Source organism: Hyphomicrobiaceae bacterium (assembly GCA_041397645.1).
In the GTDB taxonomy this organism is placed as follows: domain Bacteria; phylum Pseudomonadota; class Alphaproteobacteria; order Rhizobiales; family Hyphomicrobiaceae; genus Hyphomicrobium_B.
The window spans coordinates 1-16,175 of record JAWKWE010000010.1; the positions used below are offsets into that span (position 1 = coordinate 1).

Consider the following 16,175-nt stretch of genomic DNA (forward strand, 5'->3'; position numbering starts at 1 on the left):
TCGCGCTCGCCGAAAACGGCGGCGGCCTTCAGGGCATCGAAGAGGCGGTAGCCTGCATCACCATCCTTGGCCGCTGATACAGAAGATCGAGCAAGAGGGGCTCTCATGCAGTTGAATGGAAAAGTTGCAATCGTGACCGGCGCGGCGTCGGGGCTCGGGCGGGCATCGTGCGTCACACTGGCGAAGGCGGGCGTGCGTGTCGCCGCCTTCGATCGTGACGAGTCGCGGCTCGCCGATCTTTGCCGGGAACTGGGGAGCGCGGCATTCGGGCGTGTTGTCGACGTTGCCGACGAGACCAGCGTTAGCTCCGCGATCGAGGCTGTGCTCGAAGCATTCCAGGCGGTTCATATCGCCGTCAATTGTGCGGGCGTCGCCGATGCGGCCAAGACCGTATCGAAGGGGCAGCCGTTTCCGCTGGCGACCTGGAACAAGGTCATCGGCATCAATCTCACCGGCACCTTCAACATCATCCGCTTTGCGGCGCTCGCTATGACCTGCAACCAACCGGAGGGCCCGAGCGGCGAACGTGGCGTCATCATCAACACCGCATCCGGCGCAGCCTCGCAAGGGCAGGTGGGCCAGGCGGCCTACAGCGCCAGCAAGGCCGGCGTGGTCGGCCTCACCTTGCCTGTCGCGCGTGACCTCGCTGAACATGGCATTCGCGTCGTCTCCATTGCACCGGGGTTGTTCGACACCGGGATGGTCGCCGGCATGCCTCCGAAGGTTTCGCAGTCGATCGTCGATCGTATGATCCTTTTTCCGAACAGGATGGGGCAGCCCAATGAGTTCGCCAATTTGGTCAAGCACATCGCCGAGAATGCCTATCTTAACGCAACAACTATCAGCATTGACGCAGGCGCGCGAATGCAGCCGCGCTAGATCAGGCCGTTTATGGCCCTCCCCGGAAATTTCAATAGGGTTCAATGACCGCCGTTGAATACTTTGGACAAGATGTGCAGAATTTAAAGTCGCAATTTTAATAACGAACGTAAGAGTTCGCAGTTTTGTTCCGAGTGGTGCTCCACCAAGATGCTACCGACGAACTCTCGTTATGCAGCCAGCCTAGGAATTTTCTGGTCGACGAGAAGCAAGAACGGCGTTGCGGCTCGCGGCCGCGAGATTCTGGCCGAATGAGATCCTCGCCTCGTATCGGTACTCGCTCGGCACTGGACCGGTCCAGAACGGCCGCCTACTGGGCGAACGTGGCATGGCTTGGAGCGCCGTCGCCGGGCACCTCCGTTCAGATTCATCACAGGGCTGGTCAACCGCGTGTCCTCTCGATGGCTCGCCGCTTGGGACCGTCCAGGCCCGCACTTGCGCCCGGAAGAGCCGGGCTGTTGCGCGCACAGGTGGACGTCGGCCGGATAAATGTCACCTATTTGGGGCCTGCCGACCTGTCCGGAGGGCTGAAGCGGGACTAAGAGCTTGCCGATCTGGCCTGCACCGCCTTTTCGCTGAGCGCAGTGCAACTAAGCACTACGTCGTGCGACGAATGCCCGCTTTCGGTGGGATAAGCCAAGTGATTCGACCAGTAAGTCATTGATTGTTCTCAACCCGTCGCTGATCTCGTCGATAGCTCGGGCTTTCAGGTTGGCCTCGAAGCCGAGAAATCCGGCGTGATGCGACAGGCCGTGCGGGCGATCGCGGCGATTCACTAAAGCACCGTTCCGTGGTGCTCGGTGATCGACGTCTTTGACGTGGGTGGGGGGCCATCAGCCTCAGACTCATTCCGCGATCCGTTATGCATTGCCGTCAGGACGATGGGGATCATTGCCCCTGGAGGGTGGCATCGAGGCCGCCTATCGGACTGAACGCGATGCCGCCAGCGATCCCGCGGCCAATTATCAGGAAATTGCGGGGCGCCTGGAAGCGCTTCGATCACCGTTCCGCACGGCGGAGGCTTTTAGCGTCGAAGACATCATCGATCCGCGCGACACCCGCCGGCTGCTCTGCGAGTTCGCGAACATCGCGTCACCGCTGCGCCGGCCCGGCCCGATCAGCTTTCCAGTGCGACCTTAGTCCGAGGCGGTACGCGAGCGAAAACACGTATGTGTTCATTGCCCTGATCTCACCAGCCTCGGCTTGGATTGACGCCGGAGTTGGCCGAGAAGGGACCTCGCGGCCATCCGCCAAAGCGGAGCAATTTCGGGAGAAACCATGAGGGTGCAACTTGTCCTGACGTTCGTCGCCGTCTGGTCTGCGTGTGCGGTTGGCGAAGCCTGGGCGCAGAGCCAGCCAGCACCCGAGGCGATCTCCATCCCGGTGCTGACGCCACTGACCGGACCGCTCGCGATTCTCGGACAGGACGGCAAGAAGGGGCTCGAAATTGCGGTCCAACAGATCAACGAAGCTGGAGGAATCGCGGGCCGCAAGCTCACTGTGGAGGTGACCGATTCACAGGGAAAGCCCGACGTTGCGCGGCGCGAGATGGAGCGGCTGGTCCGGCTGCAAAATGCGCCGCTGGTCATGGGTTGTGACATCAGCGCATCGACCTCGACCGCCGCCCAATTCGCCGAAGCATCGCAGACCCCTCTGTTCAATGTCAGTGCCGTCTCCTCCGAGATCATCAACCGGCACTATCGCTGGTATTTCACCCAGCAGATCACCAGCAACGACGAAGCAGATACGGCCGTCGCATTCCTCAAGTCGATCACCGAGAAGAACGGCGGCCTCAAGGCGCAGAGGATAGCGCTGCTTTATGAAGACAGTCCGCGCGGCACTGACACCGCTGACCTCGTGCGCAAGCAGCTCGAAAAGGAAGGGGCGAAGCCAGTTGCCGACGTATCCTATAATCGTGCCGAGCGAAATCTTCTGCCCGTCATGAAGAAAGTGCAGGAGACGAATCCAAATCTCCTCGTCTGGGCCGGATATACCGAGGACGTGGTGGCCGGCATCAAGGCGATGCAGCAGCTCGAGTTCACACCCTACGTGGTCGGCATTGGAGGGGGGCCGGGCGATCCGAGGTTGCCGGAGCTTGTCGATGCAAAGTTCATCGATCGCCTGAAGCTTTCCAATATCGACTATTTCAGTCCGGACCTGAAGCGCGTTGCGTACCTGACGGAGCAATATCGCAAGAAGTATAACCTGCTGCCTTCTAGCTATACCGGCATGTGTTACACTGGAGCTGTGACACTCGCGACGATCCTTGAGAGAGCTTACGCCAAATCACCAAGTCCGACGCGCGGCGATATGCAAAGCGTCCTTCGCGAACTGGACTTAAGCTCAGATCAGACCGCCATTCCTGGCGCCATCAAGTTCGATGCTGACGGCCGCAACGTCGGGGCTCGCGCCCTCGTCGCGCAATGGAAGGACGGTGCAAATCACAAGGCGACGGTCTTCCCAGCCCCGATTGCGGCCGCTTCGCCTGCACCTCTGAAGTGATGATTGGCGTGCCGAGCTCCGAGCTATTGCTGCAAGCCGTCGTGTCCGGGGTGCTGATGGGCGGCATCTATGCGCTGATCGCCGTCTCTCTCGCGCTAGTTTTCGGCGTGATGCGCGTCCTGAACTTCGCCCATGGTGATCTCTTGATGATCGCCATGTACGGCGTTGTGGTTCTCAACCATCAATTTGGGCTTTCTCCCTATCTGGCGGCCCTGGTTCTCGTTCCGGTGATGGGCCTGTTCGGAGCGCTGCTGTTTCTCACCGTCATCAGGCCGGTGCTTGGTTCCAGCCCGCTGATGCAGGCGCAGCTCACGATCGGCGTGTCCTTTGTCATTCAGAGCGCTGTGTTGATGGTGTTTGGTGCAGATCTGGTCAACACCAACTCGTCATTCGCCGATATGGCCTATCGTATCGGCGGCATCGTGATCGGCGTGCCGCAGCTCGTCGGATTCGTCGTCTCGCTTTTGGTGTGCGGACTTCTCTCGGCGTTCCTGACCATGACGGAAGCCGGACATCGCATCCGCGCAACCGCGCAGGATCCCGGCATGGCTTGGCTGTGCGGCATCGATGTCAAACGCACACAGCTCTTCGTGTTCGCGGGTTGCATCGCTATCCTCGCCATCCCGGCCGGATGCCTCATGACATTCACCTATGTCACGCCATCCGCCGGCATTCGCCTGAGCCTGCTTTCATTGCTTGTCGTCGTGCTCGGCGGGCTCGGCGACCTGCGTGGTGCGTTCGCGGGCGGTCTTATCATAGGATTGATTGAATCGCTGGCTGCGGCGCTGCTCAATAACCCGGCGGCGCCTTCGCTGACTTATCTGGTGTTTGGCGCCGCGCTACTGCTCCGGCCGCGAGGCCTGTTCGGTCGCGGAAGCAACGCATGAGCAGGCTTCTGTCACGCATCGATCGGCAGATCGCAATCAGCATTTTGATCATCGTGGTGGCAACGGCCGCGGTGCTGCAATTCTCGGGTCCCTATGCGATCTCGATTGCGGTCGCCCTGCTGACCTGGATGTATCTATGTGTTGCCTGGAACATCATCGGCGGCCTCGTCGGCCAGGTCTCGTTCGGGCATGCCGCATTTTTCGGAATCGGCGGCTACGTCTCGACTTATCTTGCCACGGTCTATGGTGTCACCCCGTGGATCGGCATGCTCGTGGGCGCGACATTCGCTGCTGCTGCGGCGATCGCTGTCGGATATCTGCCGTTTCGCTGGAATCTTAGCCCGCTGGTATTCGCGCTGCTGACGCTGGCGTTTTCCTATGTGCTCGAATTCGGCGTCGGGGGCATCAAAGCGCTCGGCGGGACCAACGGGCTTTATGCCAAGGCGGTCGGCTCGACGGTGTGGGATATGCGTTTCGCAGAGCCAGGCGCCTTCCTGGTCGTGATCGCTGCCATGCTTTGCGCGCTCCTGGCCGTCGTGTCGTTTCTCTACGCCGGCCGGCTGGGGTTCTTCTGGCGCGCCGTGCACGACAACGAGGCAGCCGCCGCCGCGATGGGCGTCAATCCCTTTCGGATCAAGCAGCAGGCGCTTGCGATCAGCGCGTTCGCGACGGCGCTCGCCGGCAGCTTTCAGGCGCAGTTCATCGGCTTCATCGATCCGCCATCCATGTTCGGGATCGAGACAACAATCTTCATTCTCCTGTTCACCGTGGTTGGCGGCGCCGGCACGTTGATTGGCCCTCTGATCGGTCCGCTGCTGCTGTTCCCGGCCGGCGAGATCATGCGCGTCTATTTGCAGGATCACGGCGGCGGCGCGTTTCATCACATGCTGTACGGCCTCGCGCTGATCGCGGTGATATTGCTCTGGCCGGGCGGGGTGGTGGCGGGCCTGTCGCGGCTGGGCATTTCCCGAGGCCGGCTGAGAATCGCGGGCGCGGCGAGCGGATTGTCTGCGAGGTCCGGGCTGCCTGCGCCCGGCGTTCTCGAAGTCAAGGGTCTCAGGAAAGAGTTCGGTGGGCTGGTCGCCGTCAACGATGTTTCCTTTGATGTGAAGCGCGGTGAGATCTTTGGCGTAATCGGGCCAAACGGGGCGGGCAAGACCACGCTTTTTTCAATGCTCGGCGGATTCGCCAAGCCGACCTCCGGAAGCATTTGGTTCGACGGGCGAGAAATCCAGGCTCTGGCCCCATTCGACGTATGCCGCTTTGGCCTCGCCCGCACGTTTCAAATCACGCAGGCGTTCCCGAGCCTGAGTGTTCGCGAAGTTGTGGTTGCTGCCGCTCTGGTCCGAAACGGCGAGGAGGAGGCCGTGGCGTTAGCTGACGATATCATCGCCCGGATGAAGCTTTCGGCGCGGTCCAACGTCAAGTCAGCCGATCTGACATTGGCCGAACAGCGCCGGCTGGAAATTGCGCGCGCCCTGGCGACGCGGCCCCGTCTCATTCTCCTCGACGAGAGTCTGGGCGGGCTTACACCGCGTGAGGCTGATGAGGCCATCGACAATATCCGCAGCATTCGCGACAGCGGCATCACCGTACTCGTGATCGAGCACATGGTGCGCGCGGTGATGTCGCTTTGCGACCGCATCATCGTGCTCGATGCCGGTGAGGCGATCAGCCTTGGAACGCCGCAAGAGATCAGCCGCGATCCCCGCGTTATCGAGGCTTACCTTGGGGACGCCGCATGAGTAGTGTGCTTCGCGTATCGAACTTGACGGCGGGTTATGGCGCGCTGCGCGTCCTGCACGGCGTCGATCTCGATGTTGCTGAGGGCGAAGCGGTCGCTGTGCTCGGTGCCAATGGCGCCGGCAAGTCTACCTTGCTGCGCTGCCTGTCGGGCTTGCTCCCTTTCTCGGGCGAGGCCGTCTTCCTAGAGCGATCCATCGGCGGCGTTGCCCCGCATGTGATCGCGCGGCGCGGCTTGATCCAGGTGCCGGAAGCCCGCCACATCTTCCCGGACCTGACGGTGCACGAGAATCTGCTGGTAGGCGGCACGGCCATGCCGCAACAGAGCGACCGCATGCGCGTGCTCGATGAGGTGCTCGCGCTGTTCCCGATCCTGGCCGAGCGGCGCCGGCAGCAGGCTGGCACCATGTCAGGCGGGCAGCAACAGATGCTGGCGATTGGAAGGGCCCTCATGGGAAAGCCAAAGCTGCTGGTTCTGGATGAACCATCGCTGGGTCTGGCGCCGATCGTCGTGAGGGAGCTTTACCAAGCCGTCCGCCGCCTCATCGACAGTGGCTTGACGGTTTTGCTGGTCGAGCAAGACGTTACGCTCGCGCTGCAAGTCGTCGCTCGCGCGTATGTGCTTGAAGGCGGCCGCGTCGCGCTAACGGGGTCAGCGAGCGAGCTGCGCGAGAGCACCCACGTCCGCGAGCACTATCTTGGATGTTGAGCAGCGCCGGCGCGCTGCAAAAATCTACTTCGCGGTCGGTTGCAAGATGATCTTCCCAACCACCTGGCGGTCGGCGATGCGGCTCGCCGCCTCGACGAATCGATCCAGGGGATAACGGCCTTCGATCGTGGCGTGCAGGCGGCCGTCCGCGAGCATGGTGTAGGCCTCATCACACAAGCTCAAGCACTCTTGATGGCGGCCGCTCAGCAGCCGTGTCATCGAAGAGCCGATCACGGCGATGTCCTTGAGCAGCAGATAATTCGCCGCGACGTTCGGGATTCGCCCGGAGGCAAAACCGACCACAACGAGCCGCCCCTCCGGCCTGATACAACGGATCATGGCTTCGAAGGTGTCGCCGCCGACCATATCGATGGCAGCGTCCACGCCGTCGACGCCCTTGACCTCGAGGGCGGCACGAAGCCCGGCCTTGAGGTCAGTGATTTCATCGCTGCGTAGGACGAGATCGGCACCGAGCTCCGAGACGAGCTTCGCCTTCTCGGCGGAGGAGACAAGGGCCGCAACGCGTCCGCCGAGGGCCTTGGCATATTGCACTGCCAGCGAACCCATCCCACCGGCCGCGCCTGAAATCATCACCCATTCGCCTGGCTCAAGCCGCGCGCGCAGACTGATCGCTGCGACAATCGTGGGAATCCCCGTGCCACAAGCCGCCGCATCCTCGAACGATACGCCGTCGGGGATCTTGTGGCACACGCCGGCGGAGGCGACGGTCTGCTCTGCGAAGGCTCCATGGTTTGGCGTCGCCACGACCCGGTCTCCCGGAGCAAAGCCTCTCACCGTGTCCCCGACTGCCAGTACGGTCCCAGCCGCATCGCGGCCGGGGACGAACGGAAGGGACGCCTTGTGCTGGTATTTGCCTTCCATCATGAGCAAGTCGGCGAAATTGAGCGAGGCGGCCTGTGTCGCGATGAGGACTCGTCCGGCCCAGGCTTTAGGGGCTGATTGCTTCGACTTTGGCGTCGCGCCAGCTGTCGAGGCGATGCTGGACAAGGGCTCGTATCTGATTGTTGGTGCTTGAAGCCAACCTAAAACTCCAGATGATCTGATGGAATCGCGCCGGGTCAGAGGTCCTGAAACTTCGGCGGACGTTTTTCCCGGAAGCTCATCGCCTTCTCGCGTCCGTAATAAGGCGGATAATGCAGCAACAGCGACGTCATGCCGGTGCGAGCCTGCAACTCGCGCAGGTGGGCGATGACGGTCTCGGCCGAGCCGTGCAGCAAAGTACTAGCTAAAAGGCTGTTGTAGTCGATCGCCCCGGGCGCGGCGCAAGCCTTCCGGGAAAAAAGGAAGCCGTCTTTCCGCGGTCGCTGAAGCGATTAACTGCTCAAGGTTGAATTGTCAGTCCTGCAGCGCGAAGCCCATCGATCCCCCCCCTCGGTCATCCAGCCATCGAGCGCTTCGGCAAGAGGAATGTTCTCGGCTTTCCTCGGAGGCGAGGGTCGCGCCGGGACGCTGCGGCTGAACCGTGGTGCCGGCGCTGGCTGGACGACGCCATCGATATCGATGAAGACGTTTCGGGCCTTCACGTGCGGATGCCGGGGCGCTTCTTCCATAGTCAGAACCGGCGCAAAGCAGACGTCCGTCCCCTCTAGAACGGCACGCCATTCGTCGCGTGATTTGGACTTGAACGCTTTGGCGAGCACCGATCTGCCGGCCTCCCACTGCGACCGCACAAACTGCGGCGGCATCTCGGCCGAGTCGATCCCGAGCTTTTCGAGAAGCTCCTTGTAAAACTTGCCTTCGATCGGCGCGATCGAGATCAACTGCCCGTCAGCGCAGGCGTAGACATCATAGAAGAACGCGCCGGAGTCCGTGAAATTGGTCCCTCGCTCCGGGCCGATCAGTCCTGCGCCATATGTACCGAAGATGCTCGTCATCAAATGGGCCGTTCCGTCGACGATGGCAGCGTCGACAACTTGTCCCTTGCCGGAACGTTGCGCCTCCAGGAGAGCGCAGACAATGCCGAATGCCAAATAGGCCGCGCCGCCCGCAAAGTCGCCGAGCAGATTGAGTGGCGGCGTCGGCAACTGTCCCTTCCGCCCGATAGCGTTCAATGCGCCGGTGAGCGCAATGTAATTCAGATCGTGGCCCGCGGCCTGCGACAGCGGTCCTTCTTGACCCCAACCGGTCATGCGACCGAATACCAGCTTCGGGTTGCGCTTCAGGCAGACATCAGGACCGAGTCCCAGGCGCTCCATCACACCGGGGCGGAAACCTTCGATCAATCCGTCGGATTTCTCGATCAGATTGAGCACGACCTCGATCGAAGCCTTGTTCTTGAGGTCCAGCGCAAGCGCTTTTCGTCCGCGCAGCAGCAAGTCGTATTTCTCCGGCCGGCGGATACCAAGGCCCGAGTCGGCCTGCCGCTCGATGCGCAGCACGAGCGCGCCCATATCCGACAGCATCATGGCCGCCATCGGGCCGGGACCAATACCGGCCATTTCAACGATTCTCACTCCGGACAGTGGTCCCATGCAATCCTCTCAGGCGACGCGCTGTGCTGGCGTTTCCGACGCAAGGCCGAGTGAGGCGATCGAGGGGACCCGAACTGCCCTTGTCGATTTACCGGCTTCCGTGGGGCCCACGCTCACCAGCTTGAGGTGAGATTTCATCTCCTCCCGGATCGTTTCGACGATCTCGGCTTCACGCTGCTCCAGCGTCTCGCAAAGCCCGCCAACGCCAAGCGCCAGAGCGCGGCTCGTGCACGATTTGGGAAGCGCGAGCGCGATCATACCATATCCGTCGACGACGCGATTGCGGGAGAACGTATAGCCCCGCGCTTTCACCGCGGAGAGCTGGGTGAGCAATTCAGGTATGTCCACTTTGTCCGCAGGCGACAGCGCGTAAGCATTCATGCGGTGATAGAGGCGCCGGACCTCCTTTTCATCCATCGAGCTCAGGTGCACCTGACCAACGCCAGATGTCGCCAAGGGGCGCTTCTGTCCAATCCGGATGTGATGGGCAACCGCCAGGGGTTCGTTCAGGACGTGGATATATTGGGCCATGTCGCCGTTGCGCGCGGCAAGCACCACCAACTGGCCCGAACGCTTTCCGACCGCGCGCATGAGTCTCGGCAAGGCGCCTTCCTCGAATAGCGGCGGATTGATCCAGCTCCCGAGAAATGGCACCCGGTCGGTCGGCATATAGGTGCGCTTTTTTCTGTTGTAGTGCAGATAGCCCATGGCGGTGAGGCTGCGCAGCAGGGCGGCGGCGCTTGATTGCGGATAGCCGAGTGCAGCCGTAACGCCGACGACATTGAGCGGATGCTGCACCTCATCGAAATATTCGAGAATCTCAAGAGTCCGGGCGGCTGATTTCACGACGTGGGCATCGCGAGAAGATGCGCTGCAGCCTTGAGCTTTCATGGCCATCTCCCATCAGGTTGTTTCTTGTCATTTGTGAACGACGTTCGGTATTCTGAACGAGGGCATATCCGGTTGTCAAGTTCACAAAATCAGCCGTGCCGACAATGACTTGCGTGCTCGGCTCAGTTCTTGAACAGGCCAAATGATTGCAAAAGGCTTCGTTCGGGGGAGCCCGAGACGACACGGATGTGTTGAACGCGATGCCGCGGACTTGCCGGCGTTGACGAAGGGATTTGCAACGTTCACCAATGCAAACGACGATCGCTACTCATCTTGCCTATAGCGGTCGATAGAAACGGAGCACGTCAAACGTGAGTCAATGGCTTAGCGAAGATCAACTCCAGGTCCAGCAACTGGTCCGACGCGTTGCGACCGAGCGTGTCGCTCGACGCGCCCAGGAGATCGACCGTAAGGCCGAGTATCCGCAGGACATGTTCGACATGCTGAGGGAGCTCGGACTCTTCACCCTGCCGTTTCCGACGGAATATGGCGGCAGCAATAGCCTCCTATCGGCCTGCATCGCGGTCGAGGAGCTCGGTCGGGTCTGTTACAACACGGCCTATCTCCTGGTTCTGCAGTGGGTGCCGATCGGCGCGATCCTCGCCGGTGGCTCGAAAGCGCAGAAAGACAAGTACCTTCCCGGTCTTTCCGATGGAACGCTGCGGGGAGCGTTCTCGCTGACGGAGCCGCAAAGTGGCTCGGATGTCGCCGGAATCAAAACGCGAGCGAAGCGCGATGGCAAGGGCTATCGGCTGACTGGATCGAAGATCTGGTGCACCAATTCCGGCAATGCCGATTTCGTCCTGGTCGCGGTCCGAACCGGCGAAGACGGATCGCGCGGCAAGATCAACATGTTCATCGTGGAAAAGGGTACGCCAGGATTCACGGTCGGCGCCAAGGAAGACAAGATGGGCGCGCGCGGCGTAGGGGCGCATGCGCTGTTCTTCGATGACGCCTACGTGCCAGAGGAGAACCGACTCGGCGACGAGGAGACCGGATTCAAGGTGACGATGGCGGCCTTGAACGATTCGCGTCCCATCATGGCAGCGCGAGGGGTCGGTCTGGCGCAGGGCGCCATGGACCATGCCGTCGAGTTCATTACCGGCCGCCGCGCCTTTGGTCAGGCGATCTCCGACTTCCAGGGCGTGCGCTGGATGATCGCCGATATGGCCATTCAGATTGCGGCCGCACGCAACCTTACCTACGAGGCGGCAACCGCCGTCGATCGCGGCGTTCGCGGTGCCGCGCTCGGCCCGCTCGCCGCAATCGCAAAATGCTTTGCAACCGACACGGCCATGAAGGTGGCCACCGACGCGGTACAGCTCTTCGGCGCGGCCGGCATTTCCAACGAATATCCGATCAATCGCTACTTCCGCGACGCTAAGGTGCTTCAGATCATCGAAGGCACCAATCAGATCCAGCGCAATATCGTCGCTAAGTCGGTATTGTCGCACTAAGAAGATCATCACGCCAGAAAAATTGGAATCCAACATGGAAACACTCGGGATCGGGCTACATTTCGAAGACGCTACGCTCGGACGAAAGTTCAAGACCATAGGCCGGACCGTGACCGAGCCTGATATCGTCAACTTCATCAATTGCACGGGCATGACCGAGGTGTTGTTCACGAACCTCGAATTTCTCAAGAATGAATCCGACATCAAGGGCCGGCTCGCACCGGCCGCCCTTGTCTACTGCTTTGCCGAGGGCCTTCTGGTTCACGCCACCATGCAGCATACCGGATACGCCTTCCTGCACATGGAATTCGACGTGAAAGGTCCCGTCTTCGCCGGTGACACCATTCACGTGGAATGCGAGGTGGTCGAAGCACGGCGGAGCAAGAACAGGCCGAACCGCGGATTGGTGCGCACCAAGAACATCGTTCGCAAACAAGACGGCTCGGTCGTCCTGGAATATAACCCGCTGCGAATGATGAAAGCCCGCAGCAACGGTTGAGTGGCACCTCATGCATACCGAGATCGCTTCGGGACTCGATCAGCCAACGGGGCCGCTTGCCGGCGTTCGGGTGATCGACCTGACCATCAACGTTCTTGGGCCCGTCGCCACCCAGATTCTGGGTGACATGGGTGCCGACGTCATCAAGGTCGAGTCGCCCGGTGGCGACGACATGAGGCGAATCGGTCCGGCGCGAAGCGAGGGAATGGGCGCGTTCTTCCTGAATATGAATCGCAACAAACGCTCGATTGTCCTTGACCTCAAGCAGCCAGCCTCTCGTGCGACATTGCTCAGCCTTGTCGAAACGGCGGATGTGTTCGTCCATTCCATGCGGCCGAGTGCCGTCGAGCGGCTCGGCGTCAGCTATTCCGAGCTTTCCCAGCTCAACAAGCGGCTCGTCTATGCCTCGGCCGGCGGTTACCGCAATGATAGCTCTCGGCGGGATTGGCCGGCCTTCGACGACGTGATCCAGGCGACGTCCGGGATCGCGGCGATGAACTGCATGGGCGGTGAGCCGCGATATTTTCCGACCGTGGTCTGCGACAAGCTTTGCGGCTATATCCTCGCCTCGTCTGTCGGCATGGCTCTGTATGCCCGTGAGCGAACCGGCCTCGGTCAGGAGGTGCATGTCGCCATGATGGATGCGATGGTCGGCTTCAACATGATCGAGCATCTCTGGGGCGGTGTGCTCGATGAGCCCGACCTCGGTGTCGGTTACAGCCGCATGCTGACGCCGCACCGTCGTCCCTACAAGACCAGCGACGGCTACATTGCGGTGTTGGCAGTGACCAATGAACAGTGGCGGCGGTTGTTCGCCGCAATCGACCGGCCCGAGCTGGCCGAGGACCCACGCTTTGCACGCATGGAGGCGCGGGTGGACAACATCGACGAGCTCTACGGCATTGTCGTGAAGGCAATGGAAGGACGCACGACGGATGCTTGGCTGGCGCGTCTGACCGCGGCAGATATTCCGAACGGGCCGGTCGAAGATTTTCAGGCGGTCTTCCGCGACGAATATCTCAGAGAGAGCCGTTTCTTCCGGCGCATGGAGCATCCGACGGAGGGCAGAATCGTTGCGATGGCGGCGCTCGCCAACTTCAACGGGACGGCAGCTTCGGTCCATCGTTTTCCGCCACGCCTCGGCGAGCACACCGAGGAAGTCCTCAGCGAGCTTGCGACGTCAGCGAAAATGCAGCCTGCATCTTCGAGAAGCGGCTGACCGCGGCGCGGGCCGCGCAATCCGGTTTCGCATAGCGAAATTCGGCTTGCGTCAAGAGTGAGATTCCGTCATTGCACTCGATGGGTGCGAGACGATGGGGTGTTCTTGCGCGCGATTCGAGGTGCGGCCGAGATGACCATGTTGCAGCCCAGAGGCTCGGGCGAAGCGGCTTCCCGTAGCGCACGCAAGGGAAGGCAGAATAGCGAGCCGGCCGGCGCAACGTTGACCGCCGGGCCGCGATCCCTGCAACGGATGCTGGGCCTCTTTGACGTCATCGCCCGCTCTCCGGACGGATTGTCGCTTGCCGAACTCTCGAGCCGATTGAAATCGCCAAAGAGCAGCCTGCTGACGCTGCTGCGTCCCATGGTCGCCGGCAACTATCTCAGCCATTCCAATGGCCGATACAGCCTGGGAAACGAGAGCTTTGTGCTCGCGACCAACATCCTGTCGGCGCGAAAGTTCGGCCCGGTCGTACGTGGGCTGATGACCGAGTTGCAGCAGCAATGTCCTGAGACGATCATCCTGGCCGTTATCGATCGGGCGGCACAATCGGTGATGTACTCGGACGTGCTGGAGAGCCCGCAGCTCGTCCGTTATTCGGTACCGAGCGGAACGGCACGGCCGCTCTATACCTCCGCCGCGGGCCAGCTCCTCTTGGCGTATCAGGACGAGAAATGGCGCGAACAATATTTGAAGCGGGTCAGGCTCAAGCCTCTGACCGCGCGGACGGTCACCAACATTGAGCAGTTGCGAAAGAAGCTCAATTCGATCAAGCGGACCGGCCTTTCCGTCAGTGTGTCGGAAGCGGTGGAAGGGGCGACCGGCGTCGCCGCACCAATCTTCGGTCCCGACGGTGCCATCCTGGCCACCCTGCTCGTTGCCGGCCCGACCGACCGCTACAGCCGCGAGGGGCAGAGCTGGGGGGATTTCGCCCGGGATTTTGCGTCCCGCGCCTCCCGCGCGGTCGGCTTCTCCGGCGCTGCCCGGCAAGACGACTGAGCGCTCCCTACCAAACAGCTCATATGTGTTTTTGGAGCCGCGCGCCTTCAATATTCGCGCGAGTTGCCTAAACCCGACCTGCTCACTGCCGTTGCAGTCATCGCAACGGGTGCGGCGGAGTCTCGCGGATGAACCTGGACTTTGACGACAGCGACAAGGCTTTTCGCGAGGAGGTGCGAGAGCTTCTCAAGGCATCCCTGCCGACGGATATTCGTCACAGGATGATGCGCTCCGCGCATCCGGACAAATCCGACATCATTCGCTGGCAACGCATATTGAACGCAAAAGGATGGGCCGTCCCCCATTGGCCCGTCGAGTGGGGCGGCACGAACTGGACCCCGGTGCAGCGCTACATCTTCACGGAAGAGGTCACGCAGTAGCCGGCGCCGGAGACGCTGTCCTTCAATACGACGATGGTTGGCCGGTTTCTTTACACATTTGGAAGCGAGGAGCAGAAGCGGCGCTTCCTCCCGGCGATCGCAAATCTTGATATCTGGTTCTGTCAGGGCTTTTCCGAGCCTGGTGCCGGTTCCGATCTTGCCTCCCTGTCCACGCGCGCGATGCGCGAAGGAGACGAGTACGTTATCAACGGGCAGAAGCTCTGGACGTCAACGGCGCATCACGCGGACTGGATATTCGTTCTGGCCCGGACTTCGGCGACTGCGAAGAAACAGGAGGGGATCAGCTTGATTCTCGTCGATCTCAAGACTCCCGTTGTGTCGAAGTACGCCCGATCCTTACCATCGACGGCCATCACCATACGGAGTATTCTTCACCAATGTGCGCGTTCCCGTCGCCAATCTCGTCGGCGAGGAGAATCGTGGATGGGATTATGCCAAGTTCCTGCTCGGCAACGAGCGTGTCGGCATCACCCGTGTCGGTTTGTCGAAGGCACGGCTTCGCGAAGCCAGCATACTCGCCAAGCGGCAGCTCACGCGCTCGGGCTCACTATGGACCGATCCGGATTCCAGGCAGCAGTTCGCGCGCTTGGAATTCGAGCTGAGGGCAGCCGAGATGACCGCGATGCCGTTGCTTGATCAGACAAGCATCGCGAGAAGGGCAAGCCTAACGGTGTGGGGCTTCCAAGCAGGTCTTTCTGCCATGCTGGAAACTACAGCGTGACGACGCTTGTTGTCGTCGACGGTGATCTTGGATGCGCCGATGAGGAAACCCGAGTTCATCTGCGAGAACCGGTCGGGCTCTCCATGATGGTCTTTGCGATGGCTACCGCCTTCTTCAATTCGCGATCTCGACCTCCAAATGTTGTTTGCGACGATCAGCGCGCGTTAGCACAAAGTCCTCGATTACGAAGACTCCTTCTCTACTGGTCGCAGATGAGTCCGACGCCGCCATTGCGGACACGACGTCGGCGGCCGTTTCGATTCGGCTGAGAGACCGCGGACATGGCCTGTTCCTGGTCGACCGTCGACGACGGAGGCGGCTCGATCCGCATTCCGGCCGGCGTCAACGGCAATGTCGGTCTTAAGTCTCGCGTTGAGTGTTCTCGATCGCGCCGCATTTGTCCGATCTCACGGGGCACCGCAAACAGGCGGTACAACGAAGCACTACGATCGTGCGACGGATACCTATTTTCGGTCGGATAACCCCGGGGTGCGACGAGGGCTTTTGCTTTGGAATCAAAGATGGAATCAAGCGGGCGGGCCGGAATGGAAAAATCATTGTGTAGCAATGGATTATTGCAAGGTTCGATCCCTCCCGCCCCAGCCACGGGCTTCGGTCGGTAGCGTGGTGAGAAGCCTGCATAGCTGGTTTCGCAGGACACCAAAGCAGCGCGAAGACTCGATATCCTGCAACCTGCCGGCTATTTTGCGTTCCCGGACAAACTCTCTTGGGGAGAAGAGTCGAATGGCCAACATCGTTTATATCCTGACGAATGA

Annotated in this window: 15 protein-coding genes and 1 pseudogene; 12 read left to right on the forward strand and 4 right to left on the reverse strand. The window is 61.0% G+C overall.

Translation table 11 applies throughout. The annotated features are described in order from the left end of the window. Positions 1-105 precede the first annotated feature (105 nt). From R3D51_19340 to R3D51_19365, 6 genes are all read left to right on the forward strand, one after another. Positions 106-879, forward strand: coding sequence for an SDR family NAD(P)-dependent oxidoreductase (locus R3D51_19340; GenBank protein ID MEZ5901640.1), 774 nt, complete (start codon positions 106-108; stop codon positions 877-879). Between the two features lie 891 nt (positions 880-1,770). Beyond that, positions 1,771-2,019, forward strand: coding sequence for a hypothetical protein (locus tag R3D51_19345; protein ID MEZ5901641.1), 249 nt, complete (start codon positions 1,771-1,773; stop codon positions 2,017-2,019). A gap of 138 nt (positions 2,020-2,157) precedes the next feature. Further along, a complete protein-coding gene (locus R3D51_19350; protein ID MEZ5901642.1) occupies positions 2,158-3,381 on the forward strand; it encodes an ABC transporter substrate-binding protein in 1,224 nt (407 codons plus the stop codon). A gap of 8 nt (positions 3,382-3,389) precedes the next feature. Next, the gene (locus R3D51_19355) at positions 3,390-4,268 is read left to right on the forward strand and encodes a branched-chain amino acid ABC transporter permease (protein ID MEZ5901643.1); all 879 of its coding nucleotides are present in this window, start codon (positions 3,390-3,392) and stop codon (positions 4,266-4,268) included. Between the two features lie 53 nt (positions 4,269-4,321). Next, positions 4,322-6,013 (forward strand): branched-chain amino acid ABC transporter ATP-binding protein/permease, encoded by a 1,692-nt coding sequence (locus R3D51_19360; GenBank protein MEZ5901644.1) that lies wholly within the window; start codon positions 4,322-4,324, stop codon positions 6,011-6,013. A gap of 5 nt (positions 6,014-6,018) precedes the next feature. Further along, on the forward strand, positions 6,019-6,720 hold the full coding sequence (locus tag R3D51_19365) for an ABC transporter ATP-binding protein (protein ID MEZ5901645.1): 702 nt from the start codon (positions 6,019-6,021) through the stop codon (positions 6,718-6,720). 24 nt (positions 6,721-6,744) lie between these two features. Here the strand turns inward: R3D51_19365 and R3D51_19370 are convergent, their stop codons facing one another. The 4 genes from R3D51_19370 to R3D51_19385 form a co-directional block, all read right to left on the reverse strand. Next, the gene (locus tag R3D51_19370) at positions 6,745-7,728 is read right to left on the reverse strand and encodes an NADPH:quinone oxidoreductase family protein (GenBank protein MEZ5901646.1); all 984 of its coding nucleotides are present in this window, start codon (positions 7,726-7,728) and stop codon (positions 6,745-6,747) included. A gap of 71 nt (positions 7,729-7,799) precedes the next feature. Next, on the reverse strand, positions 7,800-7,958 hold the full coding sequence (locus R3D51_19375; protein MEZ5901647.1) for a hypothetical protein: 159 nt from the start codon (positions 7,956-7,958) through the stop codon (positions 7,800-7,802). A gap of 96 nt (positions 7,959-8,054) precedes the next feature. After that, entirely contained in the window at positions 8,055-9,212 is a 1,158-nt protein-coding gene (locus tag R3D51_19380) for a CaiB/BaiF CoA-transferase family protein (protein ID MEZ5901648.1), read from the reverse strand. Between the two features lie 9 nt (positions 9,213-9,221). Continuing rightward, complete coding sequence (locus R3D51_19385; GenBank protein ID MEZ5901649.1) at positions 9,222-10,103, reverse strand: IclR family transcriptional regulator C-terminal domain-containing protein; 882 nt, start codon at positions 10,101-10,103, stop codon at positions 9,222-9,224. Positions 10,104-10,414: 311 nt separating this feature from the next. On the opposite strand from R3D51_19385, the gene R3D51_19390 reads away from it, so the two are divergent. The 6 genes and pseudogenes from R3D51_19390 to R3D51_19415 all read left to right on the forward strand — a co-directional run bounded on the left by R3D51_19390 (position 10,415) and on the right by R3D51_19415 (position 15,399). Further along, positions 10,415-11,560 (forward strand): acyl-CoA dehydrogenase family protein, encoded by a 1,146-nt coding sequence (locus R3D51_19390; GenBank protein MEZ5901650.1) that lies wholly within the window; start codon positions 10,415-10,417, stop codon positions 11,558-11,560. A 34-nt stretch (positions 11,561-11,594) separates the two neighbouring features. Next, a complete protein-coding gene (locus R3D51_19395; GenBank protein MEZ5901651.1) occupies positions 11,595-12,059 on the forward strand; it encodes a MaoC/PaaZ C-terminal domain-containing protein in 465 nt (154 codons plus the stop codon). A gap of 10 nt (positions 12,060-12,069) precedes the next feature. Continuing rightward, positions 12,070-13,278 (forward strand): CoA transferase, encoded by a 1,209-nt coding sequence (locus R3D51_19400; protein MEZ5901652.1) that lies wholly within the window; start codon positions 12,070-12,072, stop codon positions 13,276-13,278. A 132-nt stretch (positions 13,279-13,410) separates the two neighbouring features. Continuing rightward, positions 13,411-14,277, forward strand: a complete 867-nt coding sequence (locus tag R3D51_19405) for an IclR family transcriptional regulator (protein ID MEZ5901653.1) — start codon at positions 13,411-13,413, stop codon at positions 14,275-14,277. Positions 14,278-14,405: 128 nt separating this feature from the next. Then, positions 14,406-14,750: pseudogene (locus R3D51_19410) on the forward strand (acyl-CoA dehydrogenase family protein). A gap of 307 nt (positions 14,751-15,057) precedes the next feature. Further along, complete coding sequence (locus R3D51_19415) at positions 15,058-15,399, forward strand: acyl-CoA dehydrogenase family protein (protein MEZ5901654.1); 342 nt, start codon at positions 15,058-15,060, stop codon at positions 15,397-15,399. Positions 15,400-16,175: the final 776 nt, after the last annotated feature.

Excerpts from the sequence above, each read along its gene's own strand:
- R3D51_19340 (MEZ5901640.1), top strand. The coding sequence starts at position 106 with ATGCAGTTGAATGGAAAAGTTGCAATCGTGACCGGCGCGGCGTCGGGG.
- R3D51_19350 (MEZ5901642.1), top strand. The coding sequence starts at position 2,158 with ATGAGGGTGCAACTTGTCCTGACGTTCGTCGCCGTCTGGTCTGCGTGT.
- R3D51_19380 (MEZ5901648.1), bottom strand. The coding sequence starts at position 9,212 with ATGGGACCACTGTCCGGAGTGAGAATCGTTGAAATGGCCGGTATTGGT.
- R3D51_19385 (MEZ5901649.1), bottom strand. The coding sequence starts at position 10,103 with ATGAAAGCTCAAGGCTGCAGCGCATCTTCTCGCGATGCCCACGTCGTG.
- R3D51_19395 (MEZ5901651.1), top strand. The coding sequence starts at position 11,595 with ATGGAAACACTCGGGATCGGGCTACATTTCGAAGACGCTACGCTCGGA.
- R3D51_19400 (MEZ5901652.1), top strand. The coding sequence starts at position 12,070 with ATGCATACCGAGATCGCTTCGGGACTCGATCAGCCAACGGGGCCGCTT.
- R3D51_19405 (MEZ5901653.1), top strand. The coding sequence starts at position 13,411 with ATGACCATGTTGCAGCCCAGAGGCTCGGGCGAAGCGGCTTCCCGTAGC.